At 26.1% G+C, this 23,655-nt stretch carries 22 protein-coding genes; 5 read left to right on the forward strand and 17 right to left on the reverse strand.

Annotation, left to right across the window (positions count from 1 at the left end):
- Nucleotides 1-57 precede the first annotated feature (57 nt).
- The 8 genes from NG901_RS06840 to NG901_RS06870 all read right to left on the reverse strand — a co-directional run bounded on the left by NG901_RS06840 (nucleotide 58) and on the right by NG901_RS06870 (nucleotide 6,851).
- Nucleotides 58-1,107, reverse strand: coding sequence for an ABC transporter substrate-binding protein (locus NG901_RS06840; RefSeq protein WP_252213025.1), 1,050 nt, complete (start codon nucleotides 1,105-1,107; stop codon nucleotides 58-60).
- A 31-nt stretch (nucleotides 1,108-1,138) separates the two neighbouring features.
- Entirely contained in the window at nucleotides 1,139-1,972 is an 834-nt protein-coding gene (locus NG901_RS06845; protein WP_252213027.1) for a DUF3919 family protein, read from the reverse strand.
- 90 nt (nucleotides 1,973-2,062) lie between these two features.
- Entirely contained in the window at nucleotides 2,063-3,484 is a 1,422-nt protein-coding gene (locus NG901_RS06850; RefSeq protein WP_252213029.1) for a sensor histidine kinase, read from the reverse strand.
- Between the two features lie 35 nt (nucleotides 3,485-3,519).
- Nucleotides 3,520-4,209 (reverse strand): response regulator transcription factor, encoded by a 690-nt coding sequence (locus tag NG901_RS06855; RefSeq protein ID WP_252213031.1) that lies wholly within the window; start codon nucleotides 4,207-4,209, stop codon nucleotides 3,520-3,522.
- A gap of 177 nt (nucleotides 4,210-4,386) precedes the next feature.
- Nucleotides 4,387-4,461 carry a zinc-ribbon domain containing protein gene (locus NG901_RS17235; protein ID WP_350339621.1) on the reverse strand — a complete coding sequence of 25 codons (75 nt, stop codon included), beginning with the start codon at nucleotides 4,459-4,461 and terminating at the stop codon, nucleotides 4,387-4,389.
- 90 nt (nucleotides 4,462-4,551) lie between these two features.
- On the reverse strand, nucleotides 4,552-5,346 hold the full coding sequence (locus tag NG901_RS06860) for a hypothetical protein (RefSeq protein ID WP_252213033.1): 795 nt from the start codon (nucleotides 5,344-5,346) through the stop codon (nucleotides 4,552-4,554).
- Between the two features lie 16 nt (nucleotides 5,347-5,362).
- Nucleotides 5,363-6,352, reverse strand: a complete 990-nt coding sequence (locus NG901_RS06865) for an anti sigma factor C-terminal domain-containing protein (protein ID WP_252213034.1) — start codon at nucleotides 6,350-6,352, stop codon at nucleotides 5,363-5,365.
- Nucleotides 6,336-6,851, reverse strand: a complete 516-nt coding sequence (locus NG901_RS06870) for an RNA polymerase sigma factor (RefSeq protein WP_252213035.1) — start codon at nucleotides 6,849-6,851, stop codon at nucleotides 6,336-6,338. The genes NG901_RS06865 and NG901_RS06870 overlap by 17 nt, the downstream gene beginning before the upstream one ends.
- A gap of 300 nt (nucleotides 6,852-7,151) precedes the next feature.
- On the opposite strand from NG901_RS06870, the gene NG901_RS06875 reads away from it, so the two are divergent.
- A complete protein-coding gene (locus tag NG901_RS06875) occupies nucleotides 7,152-8,501 on the forward strand; it encodes a DUF4317 domain-containing protein (RefSeq protein ID WP_252213036.1) in 1,350 nt (449 codons plus the stop codon).
- A gap of 149 nt (nucleotides 8,502-8,650) precedes the next feature.
- On the opposite strand, the gene NG901_RS06880 is transcribed toward NG901_RS06875, so the two are convergent.
- The 3 genes from NG901_RS06880 to NG901_RS06890 form a co-directional block, all read right to left on the reverse strand.
- Nucleotides 8,651-9,472, reverse strand: coding sequence for a hypothetical protein (locus NG901_RS06880; protein ID WP_252213037.1), 822 nt, complete (start codon nucleotides 9,470-9,472; stop codon nucleotides 8,651-8,653).
- A gap of 134 nt (nucleotides 9,473-9,606) precedes the next feature.
- On the reverse strand, nucleotides 9,607-10,521 hold the full coding sequence (locus tag NG901_RS17240; RefSeq protein ID WP_252213038.1) for an AEC family transporter: 915 nt from the start codon (nucleotides 10,519-10,521) through the stop codon (nucleotides 9,607-9,609).
- 24 nt (nucleotides 10,522-10,545) lie between these two features.
- Nucleotides 10,546-11,124 carry a TetR/AcrR family transcriptional regulator gene (locus tag NG901_RS06890; protein ID WP_252213039.1) on the reverse strand — a complete coding sequence of 193 codons (579 nt, stop codon included), beginning with the start codon at nucleotides 11,122-11,124 and terminating at the stop codon, nucleotides 10,546-10,548.
- 135 nt (nucleotides 11,125-11,259) lie between these two features.
- On the opposite strand from NG901_RS06890, the gene NG901_RS06895 reads away from it, so the two are divergent.
- Nucleotides 11,260-12,102 carry a DegV family protein gene (locus NG901_RS06895; protein WP_252213040.1) on the forward strand — a complete coding sequence of 281 codons (843 nt, stop codon included), beginning with the start codon at nucleotides 11,260-11,262 and terminating at the stop codon, nucleotides 12,100-12,102.
- A 226-nt stretch (nucleotides 12,103-12,328) separates the two neighbouring features.
- Here the strand turns inward: NG901_RS06895 and NG901_RS06900 are convergent, their stop codons facing one another.
- A complete protein-coding gene (locus NG901_RS06900; protein ID WP_252213041.1) occupies nucleotides 12,329-13,225 on the reverse strand; it encodes a LysR family transcriptional regulator in 897 nt (298 codons plus the stop codon).
- 133 nt (nucleotides 13,226-13,358) lie between these two features.
- Here NG901_RS06900 and NG901_RS06905 point away from each other — a divergent pair, with 133 nt between their 5' ends.
- Entirely contained in the window at nucleotides 13,359-13,976 is a 618-nt protein-coding gene (locus NG901_RS06905; RefSeq protein ID WP_252213043.1) for a histidine phosphatase family protein, read from the forward strand.
- Nucleotides 13,977-14,210: 234 nt separating this feature from the next.
- On the opposite strand, the gene sstT is transcribed toward NG901_RS06905, so the two are convergent.
- From sstT to NG901_RS06930, 5 genes are all read right to left on the reverse strand, one after another.
- Nucleotides 14,211-15,425, reverse strand: a complete 1,215-nt coding sequence (gene sstT, locus NG901_RS06910) for a serine/threonine transporter SstT (protein WP_252213044.1) — start codon at nucleotides 15,423-15,425, stop codon at nucleotides 14,211-14,213.
- A gap of 232 nt (nucleotides 15,426-15,657) precedes the next feature.
- On the reverse strand, nucleotides 15,658-17,097 hold the full coding sequence (locus NG901_RS06915) for an FAD-dependent oxidoreductase (protein WP_252213045.1): 1,440 nt from the start codon (nucleotides 17,095-17,097) through the stop codon (nucleotides 15,658-15,660).
- A gap of 287 nt (nucleotides 17,098-17,384) precedes the next feature.
- Entirely contained in the window at nucleotides 17,385-18,800 is a 1,416-nt protein-coding gene (locus NG901_RS06920; RefSeq protein WP_252213047.1) for an acetate--CoA ligase family protein, read from the reverse strand.
- Complete coding sequence (locus NG901_RS06925; protein WP_252213048.1) at nucleotides 18,801-20,015, reverse strand: AsnC family transcriptional regulator; 1,215 nt, start codon at nucleotides 20,013-20,015, stop codon at nucleotides 18,801-18,803.
- Nucleotides 20,016-20,693: 678 nt separating this feature from the next.
- The gene (locus tag NG901_RS06930) at nucleotides 20,694-21,875 is read right to left on the reverse strand and encodes an SAM-dependent methyltransferase (protein ID WP_252213050.1); all 1,182 of its coding nucleotides are present in this window, start codon (nucleotides 21,873-21,875) and stop codon (nucleotides 20,694-20,696) included.
- Between the two features lie 410 nt (nucleotides 21,876-22,285).
- Between NG901_RS06930 and NG901_RS06935 the strand changes: the two genes are divergently transcribed.
- Complete coding sequence (locus NG901_RS06935; RefSeq protein WP_252213052.1) at nucleotides 22,286-22,759, forward strand: hypothetical protein; 474 nt, start codon at nucleotides 22,286-22,288, stop codon at nucleotides 22,757-22,759.
- A gap of 241 nt (nucleotides 22,760-23,000) precedes the next feature.
- A complete protein-coding gene (locus NG901_RS06940) occupies nucleotides 23,001-23,441 on the forward strand; it encodes a hypothetical protein (RefSeq protein WP_252213053.1) in 441 nt (146 codons plus the stop codon).
- Nucleotides 23,442-23,655 lie beyond the last annotated feature (214 nt).

Genomic DNA, 23,655 nt, shown 5'->3' on the forward strand with positions numbered 1-23,655 from the left:
ATTGTCATTACGTTATTTCAAAAAAGTTTAAATTTAAATATTCCCTTATTTATAAATTTACGCTTTAAAACTATTCCACATCTTAATTAACCACTCTCTGTCTTCACTAGCTTTTTTGAAATCATAATTATCATACATATTTACTTCACAATTTTGTTCATAATCATCATCTTTTATGTCTTTTCTTGTAGATTTACCTTGAGAGATATTTATTATCATTTCCTCACTCTCTTTGGTTGTACAAAAGTCTATAAAGTATTTGCCAACGTCTTCATTTGGACCATTTTTTATTTTTGAAATTGCATCTATATTCCAGCCAGTTTTTTTAGGGATATTAGTTATTACATTAAATCCAGAATTTTTAACTAACAATTGATCTGCTATAAAATTTGTACCTATTAAATATTCTCCAGTTGCAACTTTCTGTGCTGGAATATATCCATTAGATGTAAATTGTCCTACATTTGATTTCAATTCTTTTAAAAATTCTATAGCTTTTTCTTTACCCATATTTTGTACAATTGATGCTATAATAGTATATCCTGTTCCTGATATATTAGGATCTGGTATTATAATCTCACCTTTATACATTGGATTAAGTAAATCCTCATACTTTTCTGGCATTTTTAATCCCTTATCTGCAAATTCTTTATCCCATCTATCCTTGTTCACAATAATAGATAAAAAATTAACTTCTAAACCTGTCCAATATCCATCTTTATCTTTATATACATTTTGTATGCTATCGTAATTTTTGCATATATATTTTTCTGAAAGTTGCTCCTTTTTCATTAGATTATGAGCATCACAAGTTCCACCTATAAATATATCTGCTTTAGGATATTTTTTTTCACATCTAATTCGCTCTAATGCCTCTTGCGTAGACATTCTTATATATTCGTATGTACATCCTGTTTTTTCCTTAAACATTTCTAAAAGTGTTCTACCAACTTCATCTCTAGATGCTACATAAACAACTATATGCTTTCCTTCCAGATTTAAATATCCATCTTTATAAATTACTTTTGAACTTTTTTTATTACAAGCAATAAGGTTAAAAGACACACATATGATTACAATAAAGCAAATAAATTTTTTAATATTCATTACTAACTCCCCTCTCTAATGCTGATGATTTTTAAATATTTTTCTCTAATATATCTTCGCATATCCCTTTAAGGTCTCCCTTAAAATATGTGTGTTGTCCATTTTCATCTCCCATATATTGAACAACAAATATTCCGTCCATATATACATCCATATTTACAATATTGCAGCTTTTAACTTTTATTGAAGTATCTTCTTTATCATAAATATAAATTTTTATATGCGATAAAGCTTCCTTCTTTTCCTTTGTTAAAGCTTTAATTCCATCATCACTATCAAGTTTAGTTGAATTACTTATTAAATTTTTTAACTTTTCTTTATCTAAATCATTCAATTCTTTTACTTTATTAGAATCACTAATAACTATTCTATTTCTAGTATTTATGAGATTAGCTATATTAGAAGTTGAATATAAGTAACCTAGCAAATCATTTTTCAATCTATTTATTAATGGTAATTTATTGTTATCATGATACATGCGATTATTTAAAATAAGAACATCGCTTATTTTAAATTTATCTTTCATACCATTTAAATAGTAAACATTTGCATCAATGCTTATATTAGTCCCTTCTGTAATATAGTTTTCCTCTTCCGAAAAATCATTCATAATCTCACCTATGGAATTCCATATCATTTGTATAGAATTCTCATCTTCAAAAACATAACCACCCCATTTGTCATTAGAAATTTCAATTTTTATAGGTATAGACATATTTATCTTATTTACAACATCATCTTTATCACTTATTATTTTGACTCTGTTATATAAAAATCTATAATTTAAACTTGTCATTATAATGCAAATTATAATTATAGTAGTGTATATGCCTATAATCTTAGCCTTTAAGCTAATTTTCTTCACTTATGTTTCCTCCCATATAATAAAAATTTAACATCTCATAAACATTTCACTCATGTTTCGTAAATGTAACATTCATTATTTTTCATAATACTAATTACTTTTAAATATAATTTCTACAGATGTACTTTCTCCTAGGTTACTTTTAATTTTTATATCTCCATCTTGCTTTTTCATTATTTCTTTACATATGCAAAGACCTAATCCATTTCCATTGTTGTTAATAGAATTTAAATTATTCACCCTATAAGTAGGCTCAAAAAGTTTAGGTATATTTTCTTTAGCTATACCTATACCATCATCTATTATATTTAAAATTATTTTTTTATTCTCAACTTGCAATTTTATTTTTATCTTTCTACATTCACTGTATTTTATAGCGTTATCTAATACATTTAAAATAACTTGCTTGGTCTTGTCTCTATCTATTAAAGCTTCAATATCAAATGTATTTTTAATTATTTCTATTTCATATTTTTTTATTCTCGGATTAATAATAACTAAAACTTCTTCTATGACTTCTTTTAAATTATTTTTCTTTTTATCTATCTCAAACTCGCTTTTTCCTAGTTTTGATAAGTCAAGAAGTTCTTCTACTAGCTTTAAAAGCCTTATTCCTTCTTCCTTCATATAAACTAAACTTTCATCTATATCATTTTGATTTTTTAATTTAGGTATAATCTCAGAATATCCTATTATTGCTGTTAATGGAGTCTTAAACTCATGCGTCACATTATCTAAAAAACTCTTTTGTTTTTGTTTTTCCTCTTTTAAACTTTCAACATAATTTTTTATACTCTCAGACATTACATTAAAAGTTTGTGCTAGATCTTCAATTTCATCTCCACTTCTAATTTTTATTCTATTATCATATTCTCCTTTGGTAACTTTTTGAGAAACTATCTTTAATTTTTTTATAGGTCCAACTATTTTTTCTGAAAGAAGCTTACTTAAAAGCCATGATATAAGAATTGATGTACATGCTAATATGCCCATAATTATAAACATATCATTTATAAGTTTTTCGCTACTATCTAAAGGATATATATATCTTACACATCCTAATGTTGTATCTTTTAAATATATAGGACTTGAAAATAATACATAAATGTTTCCATCAATTTTTTTAACAACATAGGCCTTATTTCCCTTTATAGCATTAGTTATATCCTCATCAAAAAAAGTAACGCTATTAGAAACAGAATCAGTCATTATGTCACCATTCTTATCATAAATTTGAATCCTATAATTTAATTTTTTAGATAGATATATATTAATTAGTGGAGCTTTATGCTCAAAATTTCTTTCAATATCGTCCACCTTATCTTTTTCAATGTAATTTGATATGTATACTTGAGTGTTGTAACTCTCCTTTGTTAATAAATCAATATTACTTTTTATTACGTTATTATATAAATTATTTATTATTGTTATATATATAAATATTATTATTGGAATTAATATCCCCATATTCATGAGAATTATCTTAGTTTTTATGTTAAAATTCAGTCGCATTAAAAATGCATCCTCCTAATGTCTTATTTATAAAATTAAATAGTCTCTTCTTTAAATTCTAATTTGTATCCTACTCCATAAACGGTTTTTAATTTATTTGAATACTTGCCCATCTTTTTTCTAACTCTTTGTATTAGAATATCAACTGCTCTTGTATTAACATCGTACTCATCACCCCATACTCTCTCTAAAAGGTTTTCTCTAGTAAAAACTTTATTGTGATTTTCCATCATAAGTAGCAGTGTATCAAACTCTTTATAAGTCATAAAAATTTCTTCTTCCTCTATGAAAACTTTTCTTTCATCTTTTAGAATCTTTAATTTTTCAATCTTTATTTCATTATTATTTTTTGAGCTTGGCTTTTTTGTAATCCTCTTTGTTACTGCTTTTATTCTTAAAATAAGTTCTGCGCTATTAAATGGTTTTATTATATAATCATCTGCACCCAACTGAAGACCTAAAAGTTTATCATTCATTTGACTTTTTGCAGTAAGCATTATAACTGGAACTTCACTATCTATTTCTTGAAATTTCTTTATAACGTCATGTCCACTTATATCTGGTAACATTAAATCTAATATAACAAGTTCTGGTTTTTCAGTTTCAAATTTTGAAATTGCATCTGCTCCAGTCATACTTATAATAGGTTCATATCCTTCTACCTCTAAATTCAATCTAATTAAATTAACTATACTTTTTTCATCATCTACTACTAATATTCTCATAAAATAACCACCTTCAATAATCGTTTAAATAATATTTAATTGATAATTATTTATTTAATTCCATACCAGATTAAAATGTTATCACTTTATTTTACATATTTCAACTTTATTAAATTTAACTCTATAGAAATATACAAAAGGTTGTAGTTTAAACTACAACCTCACAACACTCTAAAATTATTTTCTATTTTGTTCTTTTTTATCTTTTCTACAAGATACACATCTTGTTGGCTCGTTAGTTAATCTATTTATTTTTCACAAGCATAAGCATAAGTTCAAATTCTTTTAAAGTAAGATTAATTATTTATATACTAAACTCTTTTTCTTAAAATAAAAGTAAATTCAAATTTCCCGAGACAAATATAAAACGCCTTTATAACATGATTTATATAATAATCCCACTCCTAATATCATTAATATTAAATTATATAATATTATATTAATTCCATTTTGGGTATTGCTTTCTGTTAAATTGAATAATTTTACCACATTAAAATCAATTACACTATTTAAAAACCACATCTCAAAAAAGATTCCAGTAAGTATTACATAAAATATAGGGAATATATATGCTGTAAGTTTTGTCCCAGTTATTGTTGTAATTCCAAATACAAATGTTGAAAAAGTAACTGAAGATATTAATGTTCCTAAAAGTATTATAATAATATATAATATTTTTGAGCTTTCATACACACCTATAAATCCACTTATTACGAAAGCACCATTTGTCATTCCATCTCTAATATTATTTAATCCATATTTTATAATAAGATATAAAATGCAAATACCATAGCTTATTGCAAATATTATAAAATTTATTAAGACATTTACTATTAATTTAACTTTAAAATAAGTTTTTATATCTATAATTTCCAATAACTTATTTATAAATCCCGATTCTTTATCATTAATTATTGAGGTAGAATAAATTATTCCTGCTATAATCGGTCCTATAAATCCTATATATGAAAATTCACTAAGTCTTATAAAATAATCTACTCCATCTAATTCTTGACATGGAAATTTTATTTCTTCTAAATAAGGTATCATAAATACTGATAAAATTATTAGAATAGAACTGATTGTTCTCCAAGAAAATATATTCTTTTTAAATTCTAATTTTAAATATTTTTTCATATATATATCTCCTTTATTAATATTTATCTGCTACTGCACCTAGTGTAGCTGCTTTAATATAAGTTTTATCTTTTAAGGCTTTTAATGATTTACTATCACCACTTACAACTACTCCTATTATCTTTAAATCTTCTTTATTAATCTCACCTTTTCCATTACTTAAATTATCAAATAATTCTTTATACTCATTACTATAATTGTTGTCTTTTCCTTCATTAATAGCATCTATAAAATTCTTTTCAGGATTATCAATTGAATCTCCTTGGTTGTCTAAAGCTTTTATACCATATACATAGTATTCATTAAATATTAACTTATCTGAAAAATAGTAATCATTTTCAGAAAAAGTATCTACCCAATACCAATTTAAAGTGATATCACTAGGAAGCATATTCTTTACTTCTTCAAGACTATAACTTTTATCAAAAGATAATGATATCTCCATTAATTTATCACTACCTATTTCATCAATATTTTCTAAATCATTTATATAATTTTCATATTTTATTGATGGATGATAAAATTTCATTACCTTTTTTCCTACTTTATTATAAGCTTCATTTGAATCTCTTGATGATTTACTAACTCTATCAAATAAATATTGTCCCATATAACCATAAACTCCATTTATTAAAGGTATATATGTATAAGACTCCTTATAATTTCCATCAATTATAGGCTTATTTTTTAAAAATCTATATCTAACATAGTCTATTTCACCAATCATAATTCTATCATCAATTTGTATACTTCCTATATAAGCATTTGGCATAGCTACATCAAATAAAGTTCTTAAATTATCCTCTTCTTTATTATTCATAACATTCAAAATAGCGGCATTAGATATAAATAATACAAAACTTACTATAATAAACATCATTAAACTTATTATTATAGTCCTTACTATTGAAAATATCTTAGCTCTTTTAACTGCGTTATTAAAATTAGGTTTTTCTTTCATTTCAAACAGTTCTTTTAATTTTTCTTCATCACTCTTTATATCCATACTTGTTCCTCCATAACTTTTTAAATTTTTCTCTTGCTCTAAAAAGATAAGTTTTAACTGTATTTTCGTTTATTCCCAAAAGTTCCGCTATTTCTTTATAAGATAAACCCATGTCATATTTAAAGTACAATAGATTCTTATGAACGTCACTAATAGAATTTAGAATTTCATTAATTTCTTTCTTTCTTTCTAAATCCAATATAAACTCCTCAACTAAATTGTTTTCTACCAATCTTTCTTTAAAAACTTCTTCATCAATACTTAAATAAATATGTCTATTATTTTTTCTGCACAAGTCATAGTATTTATTAATTGCTACCTTAAAAAGCCATGATGAAACTTTATTAGTCTGTATACCATCAATGTATTTTAATGCTGTATAAAAAGTATCTTGTACTATATCTTCAGCATTATCTTTACTACAACCAAGCTTAACTAAATACTTATATATTATAATCATCTTTTTTTGAAACATCTCATTTATTAATTCATTGTTCATCATTTCCTCCTTCCATAAAATAATTTAGTTATCAGCTTAGATTTTGATACTTCTGTTATTATGACGTTTTAACTGCAAATATGTATACATTTATTTTACATTAAATGATAAATATCAATCTGTTAAGTTATTATAAATTGTTTTTTATATATTAAATTCTCAAATAGCAGAATTTAATACTATTGCTCAATCTTCAACTTTAATTTCCTAAAGAATTAAAATTCTTTAATTAATCTAAGAAAAATACTATACTTAATAATGATGATATATTAATTAAAGACTAGATTGAGGGGTTTATATATGAGAAAAAAAGATATACTTGAGTTAAAAAGACGTTTTAAAAAAGATCATTGCACCTTCACTAAAATGTGTGGTTGTTATGTTAATGGAGAAAAGCATATTATTTTAAAATTTAGAGAAACTTTTCTAAATTTAGATGAGGACGAATACTTTAAATATTTAGAAATTGCAAGAAAAGTACTTTCTGGAACTATTGGCAATAATATTTTAGAATTAAACTTTCCCATTAATGAAAATTTTATAAATGAAAAACAAATTTCTCTTATGCAGCTTAAAAACAGTCAATTAAAGGATGATTCTCTTCTTGATGCTTTTTATCAATCTATTATAGATAGCTATGATTACACTGGTAACTTTTTAATACTTATTTTTCATGATGCTTATGATATTATTACTAAAACTACTGATAATGCAAAGCTAGATGAATCTGAAGAAGTATATGAATATTTGCTATGTGCAATATGTCCTGTTTCACTTTCAAAACCAGGTCTTAGATACTTTGAAGAAGAAAATAAAATTAAAGCTAGGCTAAGAGATTGGGTAGTTGATGCTCCAACTAATGGTTTTGTATTTCCTGCTTTTATTGATCGTAGTTCAGATGTTAACTCTATTATGTATTACACAAAAAATGCTAAAGATACACATACTGAATTAATGGAAAATGCCTTAGGTTGTTCCTCAAAACAAACCGCTACTATACAAAAAGAAACTTTTCAAACAATTATTAAGGATTCTATAGGAGCTGATGAAAAAAAATCTGATAAGATCTTTATGGAGATACAAGAAAACCTAAATTCTATGGTAGATGAACATAATTCCATATATGATGATACCGATTGTGATCCTATAACATTAACAAAAAAGGAGATACAAAACCTTTTAATAGAAAGTGGAGTGCCTGAAGAAATTACTAATAAAATTGAAAAATCATATGTAGAAAATTTTGGTGATGACCTTCCTATAGCAGAAAATTTAATTGATTCAAAAATACTTAAGGCAAATGCTCAAATAAAGAAAGAAAAGCATCTTAAAAAACAAGTGGAAATTTTACAAAACAGATTAGAACAAGCTAAACAAGAAACTGCTATAGATAATGAAAACTCTTCTTCTAAAGATATTAATGATGACAACGTAGTTTTAGAAGAAGCTTTAAAAAACAATTTAGAAGAAACTCAGGACACAAATTCAGAATATAATAACTCTGAAACTAACTATGATGTTATACTTCATGTAAAACCTGAAAAAGTACCTCAAATAAAATCACAAATAATCGATGGTCAAAAATGTATAGTTATTCCAATTAATGAGAATGAACAAACTACAGTTAATGGGCTAGATGATTTGATTTAAGTTATCCTGTTGTACTAAAAAACCTAATCTTGGTTATATATCTTACACAAGATTAGGTTTTTCATTAATAAATTTTGCTTTAATTACTATATACTTATCTTTTATGCTACAAATTTAAAAATGATATTTATATGTGATTAATTTGAATATTAAACATCATTATTAGAAATTTGTCTAGGCCATGAAAGTAACGTCTTCCTTGATATTTTCAGTTGTTTTTCATTTGGGAAATTCAAATCACAGAAATAATTATGATAATTAGCAGTCCATACATATTTATCCCATACTATTATATCTTTTTTATGTAATTCTAACATTTCTTCAATTTTTAATTTATGCCTAAGAAGTAACTCTATTTGCACTTTTTCAAACTCATATTCATTATTGCATTCTGTATAATATTTAAATATAGTGTTCAAATAATTTAAAAACCATTGGCCATCACTATCAATAAGTATTTTATTCTGCTGTGGAGCAACATCATAATAATTAATATACTTTTGCAATCTATTGACTGTTTTATAATCTAATACAATTCTTGGATAGCAAGCCAATTCACTTTCTGTATTATGAGCATCTAAAAGAGCTGGTCCAAACACAATATCTTCATTTATATAAAACTCACCTACACTTACACCGCCTCTAACAAAAAGGCCCTCTAAAGATAAGTTGAATTGATATTCTGATACATTGTCTAATATTTCATCTAACTCTTCTTCTCCATCATCTTTTATAGGATACCCAACAATCATATTATCAGTATATATCTTTATTTTACCTTGACTATACTTATTAGGAATTATACATTGTTTGTTCTTATTTATAAGGTAACTAATTTCTTTAAGCAATTTGTTACCATATCCATCCTTACACGAATTTACTATCATTTGCGAAAAACCTAATATATCTATAGCACATACTATAGAATTAACAAGCTTTGGGTTGTCTTGATCATATCTTTGCATATTCATTCCAACACATCCTTAAATATATTACTTATATTTTAACATTTAAAATAAGCTGTTGTGAATATGTTAAATAGAAATATTAGTAACCTCAGTTGCCTAAGTAAATAGATGAATGTCAATAGAACTTGAAGTTTTATTTAAATATGTAAAACTAAAAGCATTGTTGTCATGACTATGATACTTAAAATAATAGAACATGAATTCATAGCACTAGCAAGTCCAATATCACCCTTACATTTTTCAGTGAATGCAATTGAAATTGCTGAAATCGGTGCAAATACTATAAGTGCTAATACTTGACGTACCTCTAATGAAAATGGTAAAAAATTTAGAAATACAAATGCAATTATTCCTGATATTCCAAACCTAATAATAAGATTTCTTAAAATTTTTCCAAGCTGATTTTTATTAAGATTTAATTCTAATCCAATCCCAATCATAAGCATTGCTAAAAATCCATTTGCTGCTCCTACTGTATCACTAAACATTATAATTGATTTTGGAAGTAATATATTAAATGATGATATTATAAGCATAATAATATATGTATTTAAAGGTATTGAAGAAAATATATTTTTTATAAATTTCTTCACAGTAGTTTTTCCATCAGTTTTTGCAACTGCTGATGCCATACTATATGTTCCACCAGTACAAAGGAGTGAGTTACCTGCATCAAATAAACATGTAGCTACTACCCCAATAGGTCCTAAAAAATTCTGTACATATGGCATTGCAAAACATCCTATATTGTATCCTGAAAAATTTATCATATTAAATGCTTTTTCATTATTATCATTTCTCCAAGCAACTAAATAGCCTGTCCCTATCATAATAAAATTACATATTATTCCAATTATAACCAAAAATAAAAGTGTCATGTCCATTTCAAGTTTATTGAAATTGCTTATAACTGCACAAGGCAGTGTAATATTAAGTACTATTTTTGATACAACTTTAAAATCACTTAATTTAAAAAATCCTATTCTTTTTAATAAATATCCTAGAACTATAATTAATATAAATACTCCTGCTTTTATTAATACTGCGCTCACTATACCACTTCTTTCCTTAAAAGTTCATTTTTCTTTCATACTTTCTGTATTTAATCCTTTAATATGATAAAAATTCAAAATAATATTTGTCATTTCTTTAGGAGTTTTTTCTGCATCATCCTCAATCCATCTTTTTAGTACAAACCATAATCCCCCTGCTGTAAAATGATTAAAATAACTATTTTCTGATACAAAAGTTAATTTTTTTAATTCTTCATTTGTTGCCATTGAATTTAAATATTTTAAATGTAAATCAAGCAATATTAAATATACATTATTATCTATTAGCTTTTTTAAAAACTCTTTATTTTTATACCAATATTCAAAATATGTAATAAGTAAATCATTTAATGTTACTTCCTTTTTAGCTGAAATTATTTTTATGAACTCATTGTATAATCCATCAACGTGATATTCTAATATAGCTTCCTTTGTTGCAAAATTTCTATAAATTGTTTGCCTTGCTAAATCCACATTTTCTGCGATTTCTTTTAAAGTAATCTGATTATAAGGTTTTTTTTCCATTAATTCGATTAATGAATTTACAATCCATTTTTTTGATCTTAAAGTTATAGGATTAACTTTTTCTTTAAATTGACTCATTTGTAACCTCCATTCTTATTTGTACCATTTATTACATATTATTGACTTCATACTTTACAATATTATATGATGAATACATAAGTGTTACAAGTGTACCTTTTGTAACATGAATAACATTTTTGTGAGGTGAACTCTATGAATAAAATAGCTGTTGTTGTAGATAGTACTGCTGTAATTGATAAAGAATTATTTGAAAATAATAACAATTTATATTCACTACCACTACAACTAATAATTGATGATAACTCTTTTAAAGACGGAATAGATATAACTCCAAGCGAATTCTGTTCTAAAATGAATGAATGTATCCATCTTCCAACTACTTCACAGCCCTCTATTGGAGATGTTTTTAAACTTTTTGAAGAAATAGTAGATAAATATGATTACATTATATATATTACAATTAGTTCTAAATTAAGTGGTACATTTCAAACTGGAATAGTAGCTAAAAATCAAATTTCAAATGATAAAATAATTGTTTTTGATTCTCTTTATACATCAACTATTCAAAAACAGATGACAATCACAACGTTAGAATTAATTAAAAATGGAAGTTCTATTGAAGATATTTTTAAAAACCTGGAGTATATAAGAGCAAATTCAAAAATTTATTTAGTTGTAGATAATTTATCTCATTTACACAGAACTGGAAGAATTTCTTTGTCTGCTGCATCTTTTGGGAAGTTACTAAATATAAAGCCAATCTTATCTTTTGAAGAAGGTAAAATAGTATTAAAAAACAAAGTAAGAACCATGAATAAAGTATATAATAATTTAATTGAATTAATAAAAAATGAAAATTTAACTTTGAATTCAAAAATTATTATTGCTCATGCAGATGGTTACGATTCTGCATTAAAATTAAAAGAAAAAGTATTAGAAATATATCCTAAACATACAATATTGATTGAGGAATTGTCACCTGTAATAAGTGTACATACGGGCGCTAGAAGTTTTGGAATATCATGGATATACTAATATCATGTTAATTTTGATATTAGAAAAAAGTTGTCTAAAATTTTAATTTTGGACAACCTTTTATTTATTAGACAATCCAATTATTCTATTGCAAAAAGAATCCTTAAGTTCTATCTTTATAAGTGACCTTTTTTCATCATTATTCCACCAATAATCAGAAATAAAAGCAACTCCAAATCCATAAATAATCCCTTACGCTTTATAATTCATATCAGCATTATAGCCCTTAATCCGATAAAGAATCTGCTTTAATAATAGACATAAAATTCTTAACTAAAGATGAGATTTCTTCATTCTTACGTACACAAATAACAATTTCATTTTTAAGATTGATATGATCTACATAAATTCTTGATAATTTTCCCATATTAACAAATTCTTTAACTGCTATTGAAGAACAAAAACTCACGCCATAACCAGATGTAGAAGCCATAAGTGTTTCATGCAATCCATTAAATTCAATTGCTATTTTAGGTAGTCCAATACCATAGGTATAGCAAAGAGATTCCAAAAGTACTCTTGCATGGCTTCCTTTTTCCCTCATTATAAATGGTTCCAACATAATATCAGCTAAACTAACTTTTTTATTGGCATATTTGTGATTAGGAGAAGCTACAAACCATAAATCATCATCCTTTATTTTGGTAACATTAATTTTATCTATATACTTCATTGCGCCACCTCCTAAAATTGCCACATCTACCTGATATGAAATAAGATAATTAATAGCATCTTCAGTATTCATAGTGTTAATTTCAATATTTATATCTTCATTTTCTTGTTTTAAACTGGCTACCCACATAGGTATCAAAAAATTAGTTGAAAGATAATTACCTGTTATTTTCAAAGTACCATTTTTCCCTTGTTTATAATTTTTTATTAATGTCTCTATTCTATCTTCTATTTTAAAAATCAAGCCGGCTTCTTTTGCCAATTGCTCACCTATTTCACTTAAACAAATACCTCTACCTTGCGGCAAAAATAATGTTATCTCATTTTCTTTTTCAAATTTTTTGATCTGTGATGTAATTGCTGGTTGACTAATTTTTAGTTGCTCCGATGCAACTGTTACGCTTCCTGTTTTAGCCACTGTATAAAATAATCTTAATCCATGTAAATTCATATTTTGTCTCCATTCATACATTTTATTTATGAATCATATAATAACATATATTATACATATAAGTATTTTCCCGTTATACTCTTATTATAAATTATTGTCGGCATTACTTATAATAAATATTTAGGAGGAAAATATGGGACAAACTATTATATATTTTATTAGACATGGTCAAACAGAGTGGAATCTAGAAACACGAATGCAAGGACATAGAGATTCTCCTCTAACAAAACTCGGTATGACTCAAGCCCAAAAATTACATGATAGACTTGTTAAAGAAAAAATCGATTTAATATACTCTAGTGAAAGCAAACGTGCTTATGATACAGCTAAAATTATCAAAGGTAATCGAAATATCCCTATTCATACAAAAAAGGAACTGAGAGAAATTCATATGGGCGAATGGGAGGGCATGAAACAGATAGATATCATTAATAAATATTCTCAACCTTGGAGTGACTTTTGGAATAACCCTATACTATATGTTCCAACTGGGGAAGGTGAATCCTATGAAAAATTAAAAAATAGAGTTATACCTACAATTGAAAATATTATTAATTTAAATCAAGGTAAAAATGTGGCCATTGTAACACATCGAATTACTTTAAAAGTTATCATGTCATATTTTAAGAATCAAAATATATGTGATATTGGTAATAATTCAGATATAGAACCAGCTAGTCTTTCCAAGATATGTATTGATCATGGGATATCTAAAATATTATTGTATGGCGATATATCTCATTATAAATAATAAAAAATATAAGCTAGACTAAAATAACCAACGACAACACTTGCATTAGTATTGTGAACTGCCCCTGTCAAGTAGACAGGGGGTAGTTCATTGTGGTGGGTTTTATTATTGATGTCATGCATATAAAATTATTAAACTATTTATAATAACCTAACATAAAAAACTCTCACCTGTATATTTAATACAAGTAAGAGTTCTACTAAAATAAACTTTTATTAGTTGACTAAACTTTTATTATGATTTTAACTTATGTTTTTGTACAAAGTCAGCTACTGCAGTGTAAAGTACATCTGTTGAAGAATTAAGTGCAGTTTCACAAGAATCTTGTATAACTCCAATTACAAATCCAACACCAACTACCTGCATAGCAATATCATTTGGAATACCAAATAAACTACAAGCAAGTGGTACTAATAATAATGATCCTCCTGCTACTCCTGAAGTTCCACATGCACTGACAGCTGATAATAAAGTAAGTATTATAGTAGTTCCAATATCTACTGTTATACCTAGAGTATTAGTTGCAGCAAGTGCTAATACTGATATAGTTATAGCAGCGCCTCCCATATTTATAGTTGCTCCAAGCGGTATAGAAATTGAATATGTATCTTCGTTTAGTCCAAGCTCCTTACATAATTTCATATTTACAGGTATATTAGCCGCTGAACTACGAGTGAAAAATGCTGTAATCCCACTATCTTTTAAGCATTTAATAACAAGGGGATATGGATTTTTACGTATTGCTATAAAAGTTATTATTGGGTTTATCACTAAAGCAAAAAATGCCATACATCCAACTAATACTAATATCAATTGTCCGTATTTAAGTAATGATTCTATCCCTTGCTTAGATATGCTATCAAATACAAGTCCCATTATTCCAAATGGAGCTAAATTAATTATCCATCTTACTACTTGTGATATAGCATCTGAAATATTTACTATAACTTCCTTAGAACCTTCATTAGCATTTTTTAGAGCAAGACCTAAAATTACTGCCCAAAATAATATTCCTATATAATTAGCATTAGAAAGTGCATTAACTGGATTAGATACTATACTCATTAATAAATTATTTAATACTTCTCCTACTCCACTTGGTGGTGTTAAGTTTTCTACACTTGTTGTAAGAACTAATTTAACAGGGAATAGAAAACTACCAATAACTCCAACTACTCCTGCTGAAAGTGTTCCTAAAAGATATAATAATATAACTGACTTCATATTAGTCTTTTTACCTTCTTTATACTGAGAAAGTGCAGCCATTACTAAGAAAAATACTAATAATGGAGCTATTGCCTTTAATGCACCTACAAATAATGATCCCAATATTGATATTGGCGCCCCTAAATTTGGAATTGTTAATGCAATTATTATTCCTAATATTAGACCTAATATTATTCTTTTAACTAAACTTATATTATTCCATTTCTCTATTAATCTTTTCATTTTGCCCCCTTATATTTGTCATATTGTTAAAAAACATAATAAAACAATATCATAATATTGTTTTTTCCGCAATAAAAATAATATCATAATGTTGTTTTTTCACAATAAAAATAATATTAACTAAATATTTTAATCATTCTTATACTTTCCCATTTACAACATAATTAACAATTTTTCAATTTCAAGTCTCTATGCTATTTTTTATACTATGCTAACTTATGATTATGCTTATTTAATCATCTACAAGTCCTTTAGTTGCAGGACTTCCTAATAATCGTCCTTTATAATCAAATCTTGATCCATGACATGGACAATCCCATGTTAATTCATCTGCATTCCAATGAAGTTGGCATCCTAAGTGAGCACATTTTGTTGATACAATAAATTCTTTTCCTTCATTATTTTTGTAAACTCCGACCTTATCTCTATTATATTCAACAATTCCAGCATGCCCATTTTTAATATGTTCTATAGTGCTGCTTGGAATATATATTTTTTGTGCAATAAAGTTCTTAGCTGTTTCGCTTATATCTTTAGCAATATTATTTATTGATAATGATAAATCAAATCTTTTGGGAGAAAATATTTCTGAAAAATCATTTTCTTTTCCTAATATCATATCTGATATTATCATAGCTGACACCATAGAACTTGTCATTCCCCATTTATTAAATCCTGTGGCAACATATATATTAGGGGTTTCATCAGAATATTTGCCTATGTAAGGTATTCCATCCACAGTCATACAATCTTGAGCTGACCAATGATACTTTTCTTTTGAATTTGGGTATAATTCTTTTGCAACTTTTCTTAACTCATCATAGCTTCCACCATTTTCATTTTCTCCTGTTCTCTGTTTTATACCTCCTAATAATAGTAAGCCTTTATATGTTCTAAAAGAATATCCACCTTTATCAACATCTATGTACATACCATCAATATCATTCACATTTTCTAATGCTATAACATAGGATCTTTCTTGATGCATTTTCATAAAATAATATCCAGGTACATTTATTATTGGATAATGTGTTGCTACCACTATATTATTTGCAGTTATATTTCCTCTATTTGTAATTACCAAATTTTCTTTAATTTCCAATGCCCTAGTATTTTCATAGATAATTAAATCATTTGAAATATTTTTTAAAAATTTAAGTGGATTAAACTGTGCCTGATTATTAAATTTAATAGCTCCTTTAATCTCAAAAGGAATATTAGCTTTTTCTACAAACTCTGAGTTAATCCCTAACCTGTTAGACGCTTCTACTTCTTCTTTAAGATTATCTATTTCATTTAGAGAATATACATATGCTGGCTTCTCTTCAAAGTCACATTCTATTTTTCTTTCTTCAATAATTTCTTTATACTTTTTTATAGCAAATTCATTTGCCATTGCGTATTGCCTAGCATTTTCTTCTCCAAATTCAGATATTAATTTATGGTAAATTAAATCATGTTGAGATGTTATCTTTGCAGTAGTATTTTTTGTATTTCCGCTTACTATTTCATCTGCATCAATTAAAACTACATCTTTACCATTTTGCTTTAACATATATGCTGTTAATATTCCTGATATTCCTGCTCCAATAATTAAAATATCAGTTTTTATATTTTTATTTAAAACTTCTCTTCTTCTAAATTTACAACTTTCACTCCATACCGATTTCATAAAATCACCTCATTTTTAATATTCCATTTTAAAAAAAATATATACAATTATGTATTTTAATGAATATACCTAAAAGTTCATAAAATATATTATAAATCAAAAAAATAGTAGCCTCACATGAAACTACTATTTCTTATCTAACAATAATTTTACTATTTCTAACTAAAATTATTCTTTCAACTTCATTTATTAATATGGGCCTATACTCATTTTAGTATTCCTAAGTTCAATTGCTCAGTTCACTTTGCTTATGCATATATTAACACTCTACAAAAACAGAGCCTAAATTAAATATCCCCTTTAATTTTTCCATATTTCCATAATGCCAACATAGCATTTACTGATTGTTCTGCTGTTGGATATGCTGGTATTCCATGATCTCTTAACTTCATTATTGCTCTATGACACTCTTCTCCACCTTGACATTCCATAATAAATGGTTTATTTAAATGCTTATATGTCTCATGAAGTTCTATTACAATATCAACTACAGCATCAACATCTGTTACTGCTGTTGGACAAATTGATCCTAAAACGCCCTGAACATTTGGATCTCTCATAGCTTGTGTAAATGCACCTTTATATTGTATTGGAGATGCTGTTCCTGAAATATCTACTGGATTTAATGGTGATCCAAACATAGGCATATAAGCCTTAATTCTTTCTCCAAGCCCTGGTGATATTTCCTTTAATTCTTTAAGTGGCATTCCACATCTTTCAAAATGGTCACAACTTAATAATCCAGATCCTCCCCCATTAGTTATCATAACAACGTTTTCACCTTTTAATGAAGGCTCACTTCCAAGTGCTAAAGAAATATCTAGAAATTCTTGCCATGTTGTTGCTCTTATTGCACCTGCTTCTTCAAATATCTCATCGTAATACGCATCATCAGTTCCTTCATTTTCAGATGCAGTATGTGCAAAGGCGGCTTTAACTCCTATCTTAGATCCACCAACTTTTATTGTAACTATTGGTTTTTTATGATTAAACTTCTTACATACATCTATAAATGCTTCTGGACTATCTAGCCCTTCAATATATACAGATAGACATTTAGTATTTTCATCTATTCCTGCATAACTTATAAATTCACAAAAATCTACGTCTGCCTTATTTCCAAGACCAACAAAGAAACTCATTCCAAAGTGGTCACTTTGAGAAGTTCCAAGGGCTGCTAAAAGGTTAGCACCTGATTGTGAAATCATAGCCACTGGCCCCTTGATTGGTAAGTAAGGTATGAATCCACAATTAAAATTCAAATAAGGACTTCCCATTCCAACAAGATTTGGACCTATCAATGGTAGTTCATTATCTCTACAATATTGAGTTAATTCATTTTGAAGTTCCCCTCTTCCAATTTCCTTAAATGCACTAGTTGCTATAACAACTATTTTAACTTTCTTCTCAACGCATTGTTTAAGTATCATTTTTACAATATGAGCTGGAACTGCTATAAAAACTAAATCTATTTCATCTGGAATATCAATTACTCTCTTATAAGCTTTTAAGTTACATACATAATCAGCTCTAGGGTTTACTGGATATATTTTTCCTTTATATCCCCAATTATTTAGTCCTTGAATTACCTTATATCCAACTTTAGTATCATATCTACTAGCACCTACAACAGCTATTGATTTAGGATTCAACGCATACTTTAAGTTATTAACTACATAATCACGAGCAAATTCAACCTTCATTTATTTCCCCTCCTCTACACTATTACAGCATCTTACTGTATTATATTGTGTTCTATCTTGAAGGAAATCATCTGTAAATACACATTCTTCCCAATATCCATTTTCATCATCTAAACGACATACCCATCTTCTATATTGCCTTTTAGTATCAGCTTCCTTAATTTCTTCAATTTCTCCATATCCATCTAATATATCTCTTATTTTATCTAAATCAGTTAATTCATTATAAGCAGTAACCATTATGTCATATAAAGAATCACTAAATTCTAATACATTATTTAATTCTGATATTTCTGATAATTCATCAACAATTTCAGCCTTTCTGGCACTAGGTATTATTTGGAATAATCTTATCAAATACATCTTCATGCTTAAACCTAAAGCTCTAAAGTTTAAATAAATCATTGGAAGTATTATTCTCTTATCATCAACTATTTTAATCAAATCTTTTTTCATAGTTTCACTATCTAATCCTGATAACTGTGCTAAAACATCATAATCTAACATATCACCAATTGATTCTGTACTATTTATAGCATCTATTATTGCAAAATCTATTTCATCTATTTTATCTTGAACTTCAAATAATTTTTTTATCTGATCTTTTCCCCATACATGTTTTCTATATCCATCACCTTTAACATCCCACATATTCACATTTGATTCTCTTACGTCTCTTCTTATAGGGCATAAATGTACGTAGTCAACATATTCATTTTCCTTCCATGGAGCTATTACATCACTCAATAAATTATCCAATACTCTCATATGATTTCCATTAAAGAAATCAAATTCACCATCTGTTTCATATCCTGTACATATGTCATCTTTGTCTTGGAACCATTTAGAAAGAACTGCCTTTTGTTCCTTAGTAGTACCTTCTTTTAGTTTAACTACCCAATAATAAAGCCCCCAACCATAAACTTGGGTAGCTGGATTCATAACAAACATAATCAAATGCTCATCATACATTCTTCTAATTCTCTTTTTTATTTCTTCTTTCTCTACTTTAGTTACCTCTGAGATATAATTTAAATTAAAAACTTCAGGATATATTTGATAGCATGACTTAGCAATATTATAAGCACTCATTTCTGCACTATCTAAAGGTACAGTACCATTTTCAGTAAATCCAATTCCTCTAGGTCTAAAAAAGTAATTGTCCATCCAACCTTGTCTTTCTTCAGTGCCCAATTCATAATTTTTATCTGACATACCTTCAACTCCTTAAATTTTTATATTAATAAGTTAGTGTTTTATATTTAGAACACACAAAATAACTGAACTGTACTCATTTTAGAATTCCTAAGTTCAATTACTCCTCATGTTTTATTTATTCATATATAAAAATCATCATAAAGCATCACTTATTAATAATTTATATTATTTTTAATATTTTTTAGAAATATTAACTACATTACATACATATTACTAATAAAAAAAAGTATGCAGTTCTTTCGAAATGATTTTCAAATCATTTCGAAAGAACTCATTTTTAGTTGTTTCTTAATTTATGCATTATATTTTGCATCAATTTATGGAAATAATATTAATATGCATAAAAAAGGAATTCAATTCTTATTTAGATTGAATTCCTTTTTTTCATTTACCAATGTGTATCAAAATTGTTTTGATGCAACTCTTTCAATATTCATTATATTAAAAGTACAATTATCAATTTAAAAACATAATTTTAAACTAATTAGACTTTTCTATTGCTTTCTCCGTAATAATTCCCCTTTGTTCTTTATATTCTTCTGAACTCACATCTCCGAGATTGGTATAGTTTAACTCAAAGCTTTTCAGAAAACCACGGACCAAACATATAGTATTCTTAAATATAAAAATATTAATATCTAAAATATAATTTTAAGATATTAATATTTTTCTAAGTTATTCGGTATATAAATATTTTCTTGTCATTGGTAATTCATTATTTAATCCTTTTGTAAATAAAAATTGATGTAAATCTATTACTCCATAATTAAATGAAGCTGCACAAGAATTTAAATATAATCTCCACATTCTAATAAATTTATCATCAAATCCCATTTCCTTAATTTTATCTAAATTATCTTCAAAACTTTTAGCCCAACATTCTAATGTTTTACCATAATGTAATCTTAAACTTTCTAAATCTACTAAATGTAAATCTTCTTCTGCCATATTATAAACTAGCTCTCTAATTGATGGTATGTATCCTCCTGGAAATATGTATTTTTTTATCCATTGATTTGCTTCGCCTTCAGTTTGATCAGTTATACAGTGAAGTAAAGATACCCCGTTTTCTTCTAATAAATTATTTATAGTTTCCATATAAACAGGTATGTTTTTTCTACCAACATGCTCTAGCATACCTACACTACAAATCCTATTAAATTTTTCACCTGTTTTTAATAATTCTCTATAATCCATCAATCTAACTTCTACTTGATTTTCAAGATTATTTTCTTTTATTCTTTCATTTACTTTGGAAAATTGTTCTTCACTTAAAGTTATTCCAAGCGCCTTAACACCATATTTTTTTGCAGCAGTTATTATAAGTTCTCCCCAACCACAACCTATATCTAATAATTTCTCTCCTGGATGTAAATTCAATTTTCTTAATATATGATCAACCTTATTTAATTGTGCTTCATATAGGGAATCTTTAGAAGATTTAAAATAAGCACAAGAATAACTCATGGTTTTGTCTAACCATAATTTATAAAAATCATTACCTAAATCATAATGATATTTTATGTCTTCTTTACTATTTTTTATAGAATTTGGCTTAACTTTATATAATTTTTCAAATAATGATGACTTATTTAAAAAACTATTTTTATTCTTATAAGCAGATTCTATAATTTCTTGAATATTTCCTTTGAAATCTATAATATTATTCATATATGCTTCACCAAAAGTTAAGAAAGGATCTTTTAAAATATTATTTTTTGGTAAACGTTCATTTATTATTATTTTGAACTTTATATCTCCTTCACCAAATTTTTCAGTGGTTCCATCCCAAAACTGTACTTCAAATGTGTCTGAGAATATACATTCTAAAAATTTCTTCAAAAATAACTTTTCCATATTTAATCTCCTATAAGCAATTTTGCAAAGGCTAGCCAAAACATTTATTTACATACTTATAGTAATTGCTTAGTATTAAATGGTCAATTACCATTTTAGGTATTATAATTAAGTAATTTAATGTAAATAAAAAATAATATTAGCTACGCACTGGTCTGACCAGTGTGTAGTTAAAAATAAGGTTTGCTTTAATTATTTTATCTTTAATAGTAATATAGTTTAATAATTTATATTATTTTTAATATTTTTTAAAAATATTAACTAAATTACATACATACTACTAATAAAAAAATATGCAGTCGATTTTTTCATTTTATCTCTGCTAATTATTTAAATATTACATAAATGTAAATTTATATGTTTTTTGTACGAATATATAATTATGATTTAATCACAAAAGGAGAATTTTTATGTACAAAATTTATAATAATAATTATCATAAAAAACTTAATATAACTGAAAATGATCTTGTCAAGCAAACAATATTAAATAGAATTCCCAATAAAAATGATACTAAAGATTTAACTTCTATTGATGGTATAGAACTAAATCAGAAAAATGAAAATGTAATTAATACTAAAAAAGTCTATGATGCGTTTAAAGATGCTTGTTCTGAATTTGGATATGTGGAAACTTTAGGTGGTAATGGCTCTGACATGAGTTTATACTATGTTACACTTATTAGTGTCATGAAAAATGAAGGAATTGATGTTCCTTCTTTCATTCCTGATGGAACTAATGATCGTAATTTCTTGCCCTTTATAGATAAAATGAAAGAGTATGCTAAGGATTTAAGTTTAACTAATCCTAACTTCTTACCTGATTGCTTTTCTGAATTTTGTGATTTATTTAAAGAAAAACTTATTCAATACGATTGCAAATAATAAGTATTGACACTAAAAATAAAGGTTACAACAAAATCCTGTTGTAACCTTTTCTTAATCATTATGAACGTTTAAATAAACTTTCTATAATTAATCCGCCTCAAACTACATCACTACTCATAATTAATGTTTTCTAAATGTATATTATAAACCCCAATCAATGTTTATTTATTACTATTAAGTTTTTTATTTCCTTTTCGATTATATATTTATAAATTACTTTGTATTAAGGGAGATTCTTATGGAAATAAATAATAATTTAAATTACAAAAATATAATTAATTCTAATCTTTATAAAAATGATTTATCTACTTCAGCTAATAAAAGCACTGTTAATAATACTACTGATTCAATTGAAATTAATAAAACTAATTTTGATATTATTAACACAAAAAAAGCTCATGATGCTTTTTTGGAGGCTAACAAAGGGGAATTGGGTGATATGTCTTTACAATATGTTATAATAAAAGATATTATGAAAGATGATGGAATAGATGTACCAGACTTTACCTCAAATAATACAACTGCTTTTCTTCCATTCATAGATAAAATGAAAGAATATGCTAAAAATTTAATGACTGATCCAAATTTTCATGAAGTAGGTGGAAGTCCTCTTACAGATGAATTTTTAGATTTTTGTGATTTATATAAAGAAAAACTTATTCAATACGATTGCAAATAACAAATATTAGCACTAAAAATAAAGGTTACAACAAAATCTTGTTGTAACCTTTTCTTTATTATTATCAAAGTTTAAATAAACTTTCTATAATTAATCCGTCTCAAACTACATCACTACTCATAATTAATGTTTTCTAAATGTATATTATAAACTCCAATTAATGTTTATTTATTACTATTAAGTTTTTTATTTCCTTTTCGATTATATATTTATA

Origin of the sequence: Clostridium sp. CMCC3677 (genome assembly GCF_023845585.1) — a bacterium.
GTDB classification, from domain to species: Bacteria; Bacillota; Clostridia; order Clostridiales; family Clostridiaceae; genus Clostridium; species Clostridium aquiflavi.

What these genes read in the sequence shown, in the direction of transcription:
- NG901_RS06840 (WP_252213025.1), bottom strand. Translation starts at nt 1,107, where the DNA reads ATGAATATTAAAAAATTTATTTGCTTTATTGTAATCATATGTGTGTCT.
- NG901_RS06850 (WP_252213029.1), bottom strand. Translation starts at nt 3,484, where the DNA reads ATGCGACTGAATTTTAACATAAAAACTAAGATAATTCTCATGAATATG.
- NG901_RS06855 (WP_252213031.1), bottom strand. Translation starts at nt 4,209, where the DNA reads ATGAGAATATTAGTAGTAGATGATGAAAAAAGTATAGTTAATTTAATT.
- NG901_RS06860 (WP_252213033.1), bottom strand. Translation starts at nt 5,346, where the DNA reads ATGAAAAAATATTTAAAATTAGAATTTAAAAAGAATATATTTTCTTGG.
- NG901_RS06865 (WP_252213034.1), bottom strand. Translation starts at nt 6,352, where the DNA reads ATGGATATAAAGAGTGATGAAGAAAAATTAAAAGAACTGTTTGAAATG.
- NG901_RS06870 (WP_252213035.1), bottom strand. Translation starts at nt 6,851, where the DNA reads ATGAACAATGAATTAATAAATGAGATGTTTCAAAAAAAGATGATTATA.
- NG901_RS06875 (WP_252213036.1), top strand. Translation starts at nt 7,152, where the DNA reads ATGAGAAAAAAAGATATACTTGAGTTAAAAAGACGTTTTAAAAAAGAT.
- NG901_RS06880 (WP_252213037.1), bottom strand. Translation starts at nt 9,472, where the DNA reads ATGAATATGCAAAGATATGATCAAGACAACCCAAAGCTTGTTAATTCT.
- NG901_RS06890 (WP_252213039.1), bottom strand. Translation starts at nt 11,124, where the DNA reads ATGAGTCAATTTAAAGAAAAAGTTAATCCTATAACTTTAAGATCAAAA.
- NG901_RS06895 (WP_252213040.1), top strand. Translation starts at nt 11,260, where the DNA reads ATGAATAAAATAGCTGTTGTTGTAGATAGTACTGCTGTAATTGATAAA.
- NG901_RS06900 (WP_252213041.1), bottom strand. Translation starts at nt 13,225, where the DNA reads ATGAATTTACATGGATTAAGATTATTTTATACAGTGGCTAAAACAGGA.
- NG901_RS06905 (WP_252213043.1), top strand. Translation starts at nt 13,359, where the DNA reads ATGGGACAAACTATTATATATTTTATTAGACATGGTCAAACAGAGTGG.
- sstT (WP_252213044.1), bottom strand. Translation starts at nt 15,425, where the DNA reads ATGAAAAGATTAATAGAGAAATGGAATAATATAAGTTTAGTTAAAAGA.
- NG901_RS06915 (WP_252213045.1), bottom strand. Translation starts at nt 17,097, where the DNA reads ATGAAATCGGTATGGAGTGAAAGTTGTAAATTTAGAAGAAGAGAAGTT.
- NG901_RS06920 (WP_252213047.1), bottom strand. Translation starts at nt 18,800, where the DNA reads ATGAAGGTTGAATTTGCTCGTGATTATGTAGTTAATAACTTAAAGTAT.
- NG901_RS06925 (WP_252213048.1), bottom strand. Translation starts at nt 20,015, where the DNA reads ATGTCAGATAAAAATTATGAATTGGGCACTGAAGAAAGACAAGGTTGG.
- NG901_RS06930 (WP_252213050.1), bottom strand. Translation starts at nt 21,875, where the DNA reads ATGGAAAAGTTATTTTTGAAGAAATTTTTAGAATGTATATTCTCAGAC.
- NG901_RS06935 (WP_252213052.1), top strand. Translation starts at nt 22,286, where the DNA reads ATGTACAAAATTTATAATAATAATTATCATAAAAAACTTAATATAACT.
- NG901_RS06940 (WP_252213053.1), top strand. Translation starts at nt 23,001, where the DNA reads ATGGAAATAAATAATAATTTAAATTACAAAAATATAATTAATTCTAAT.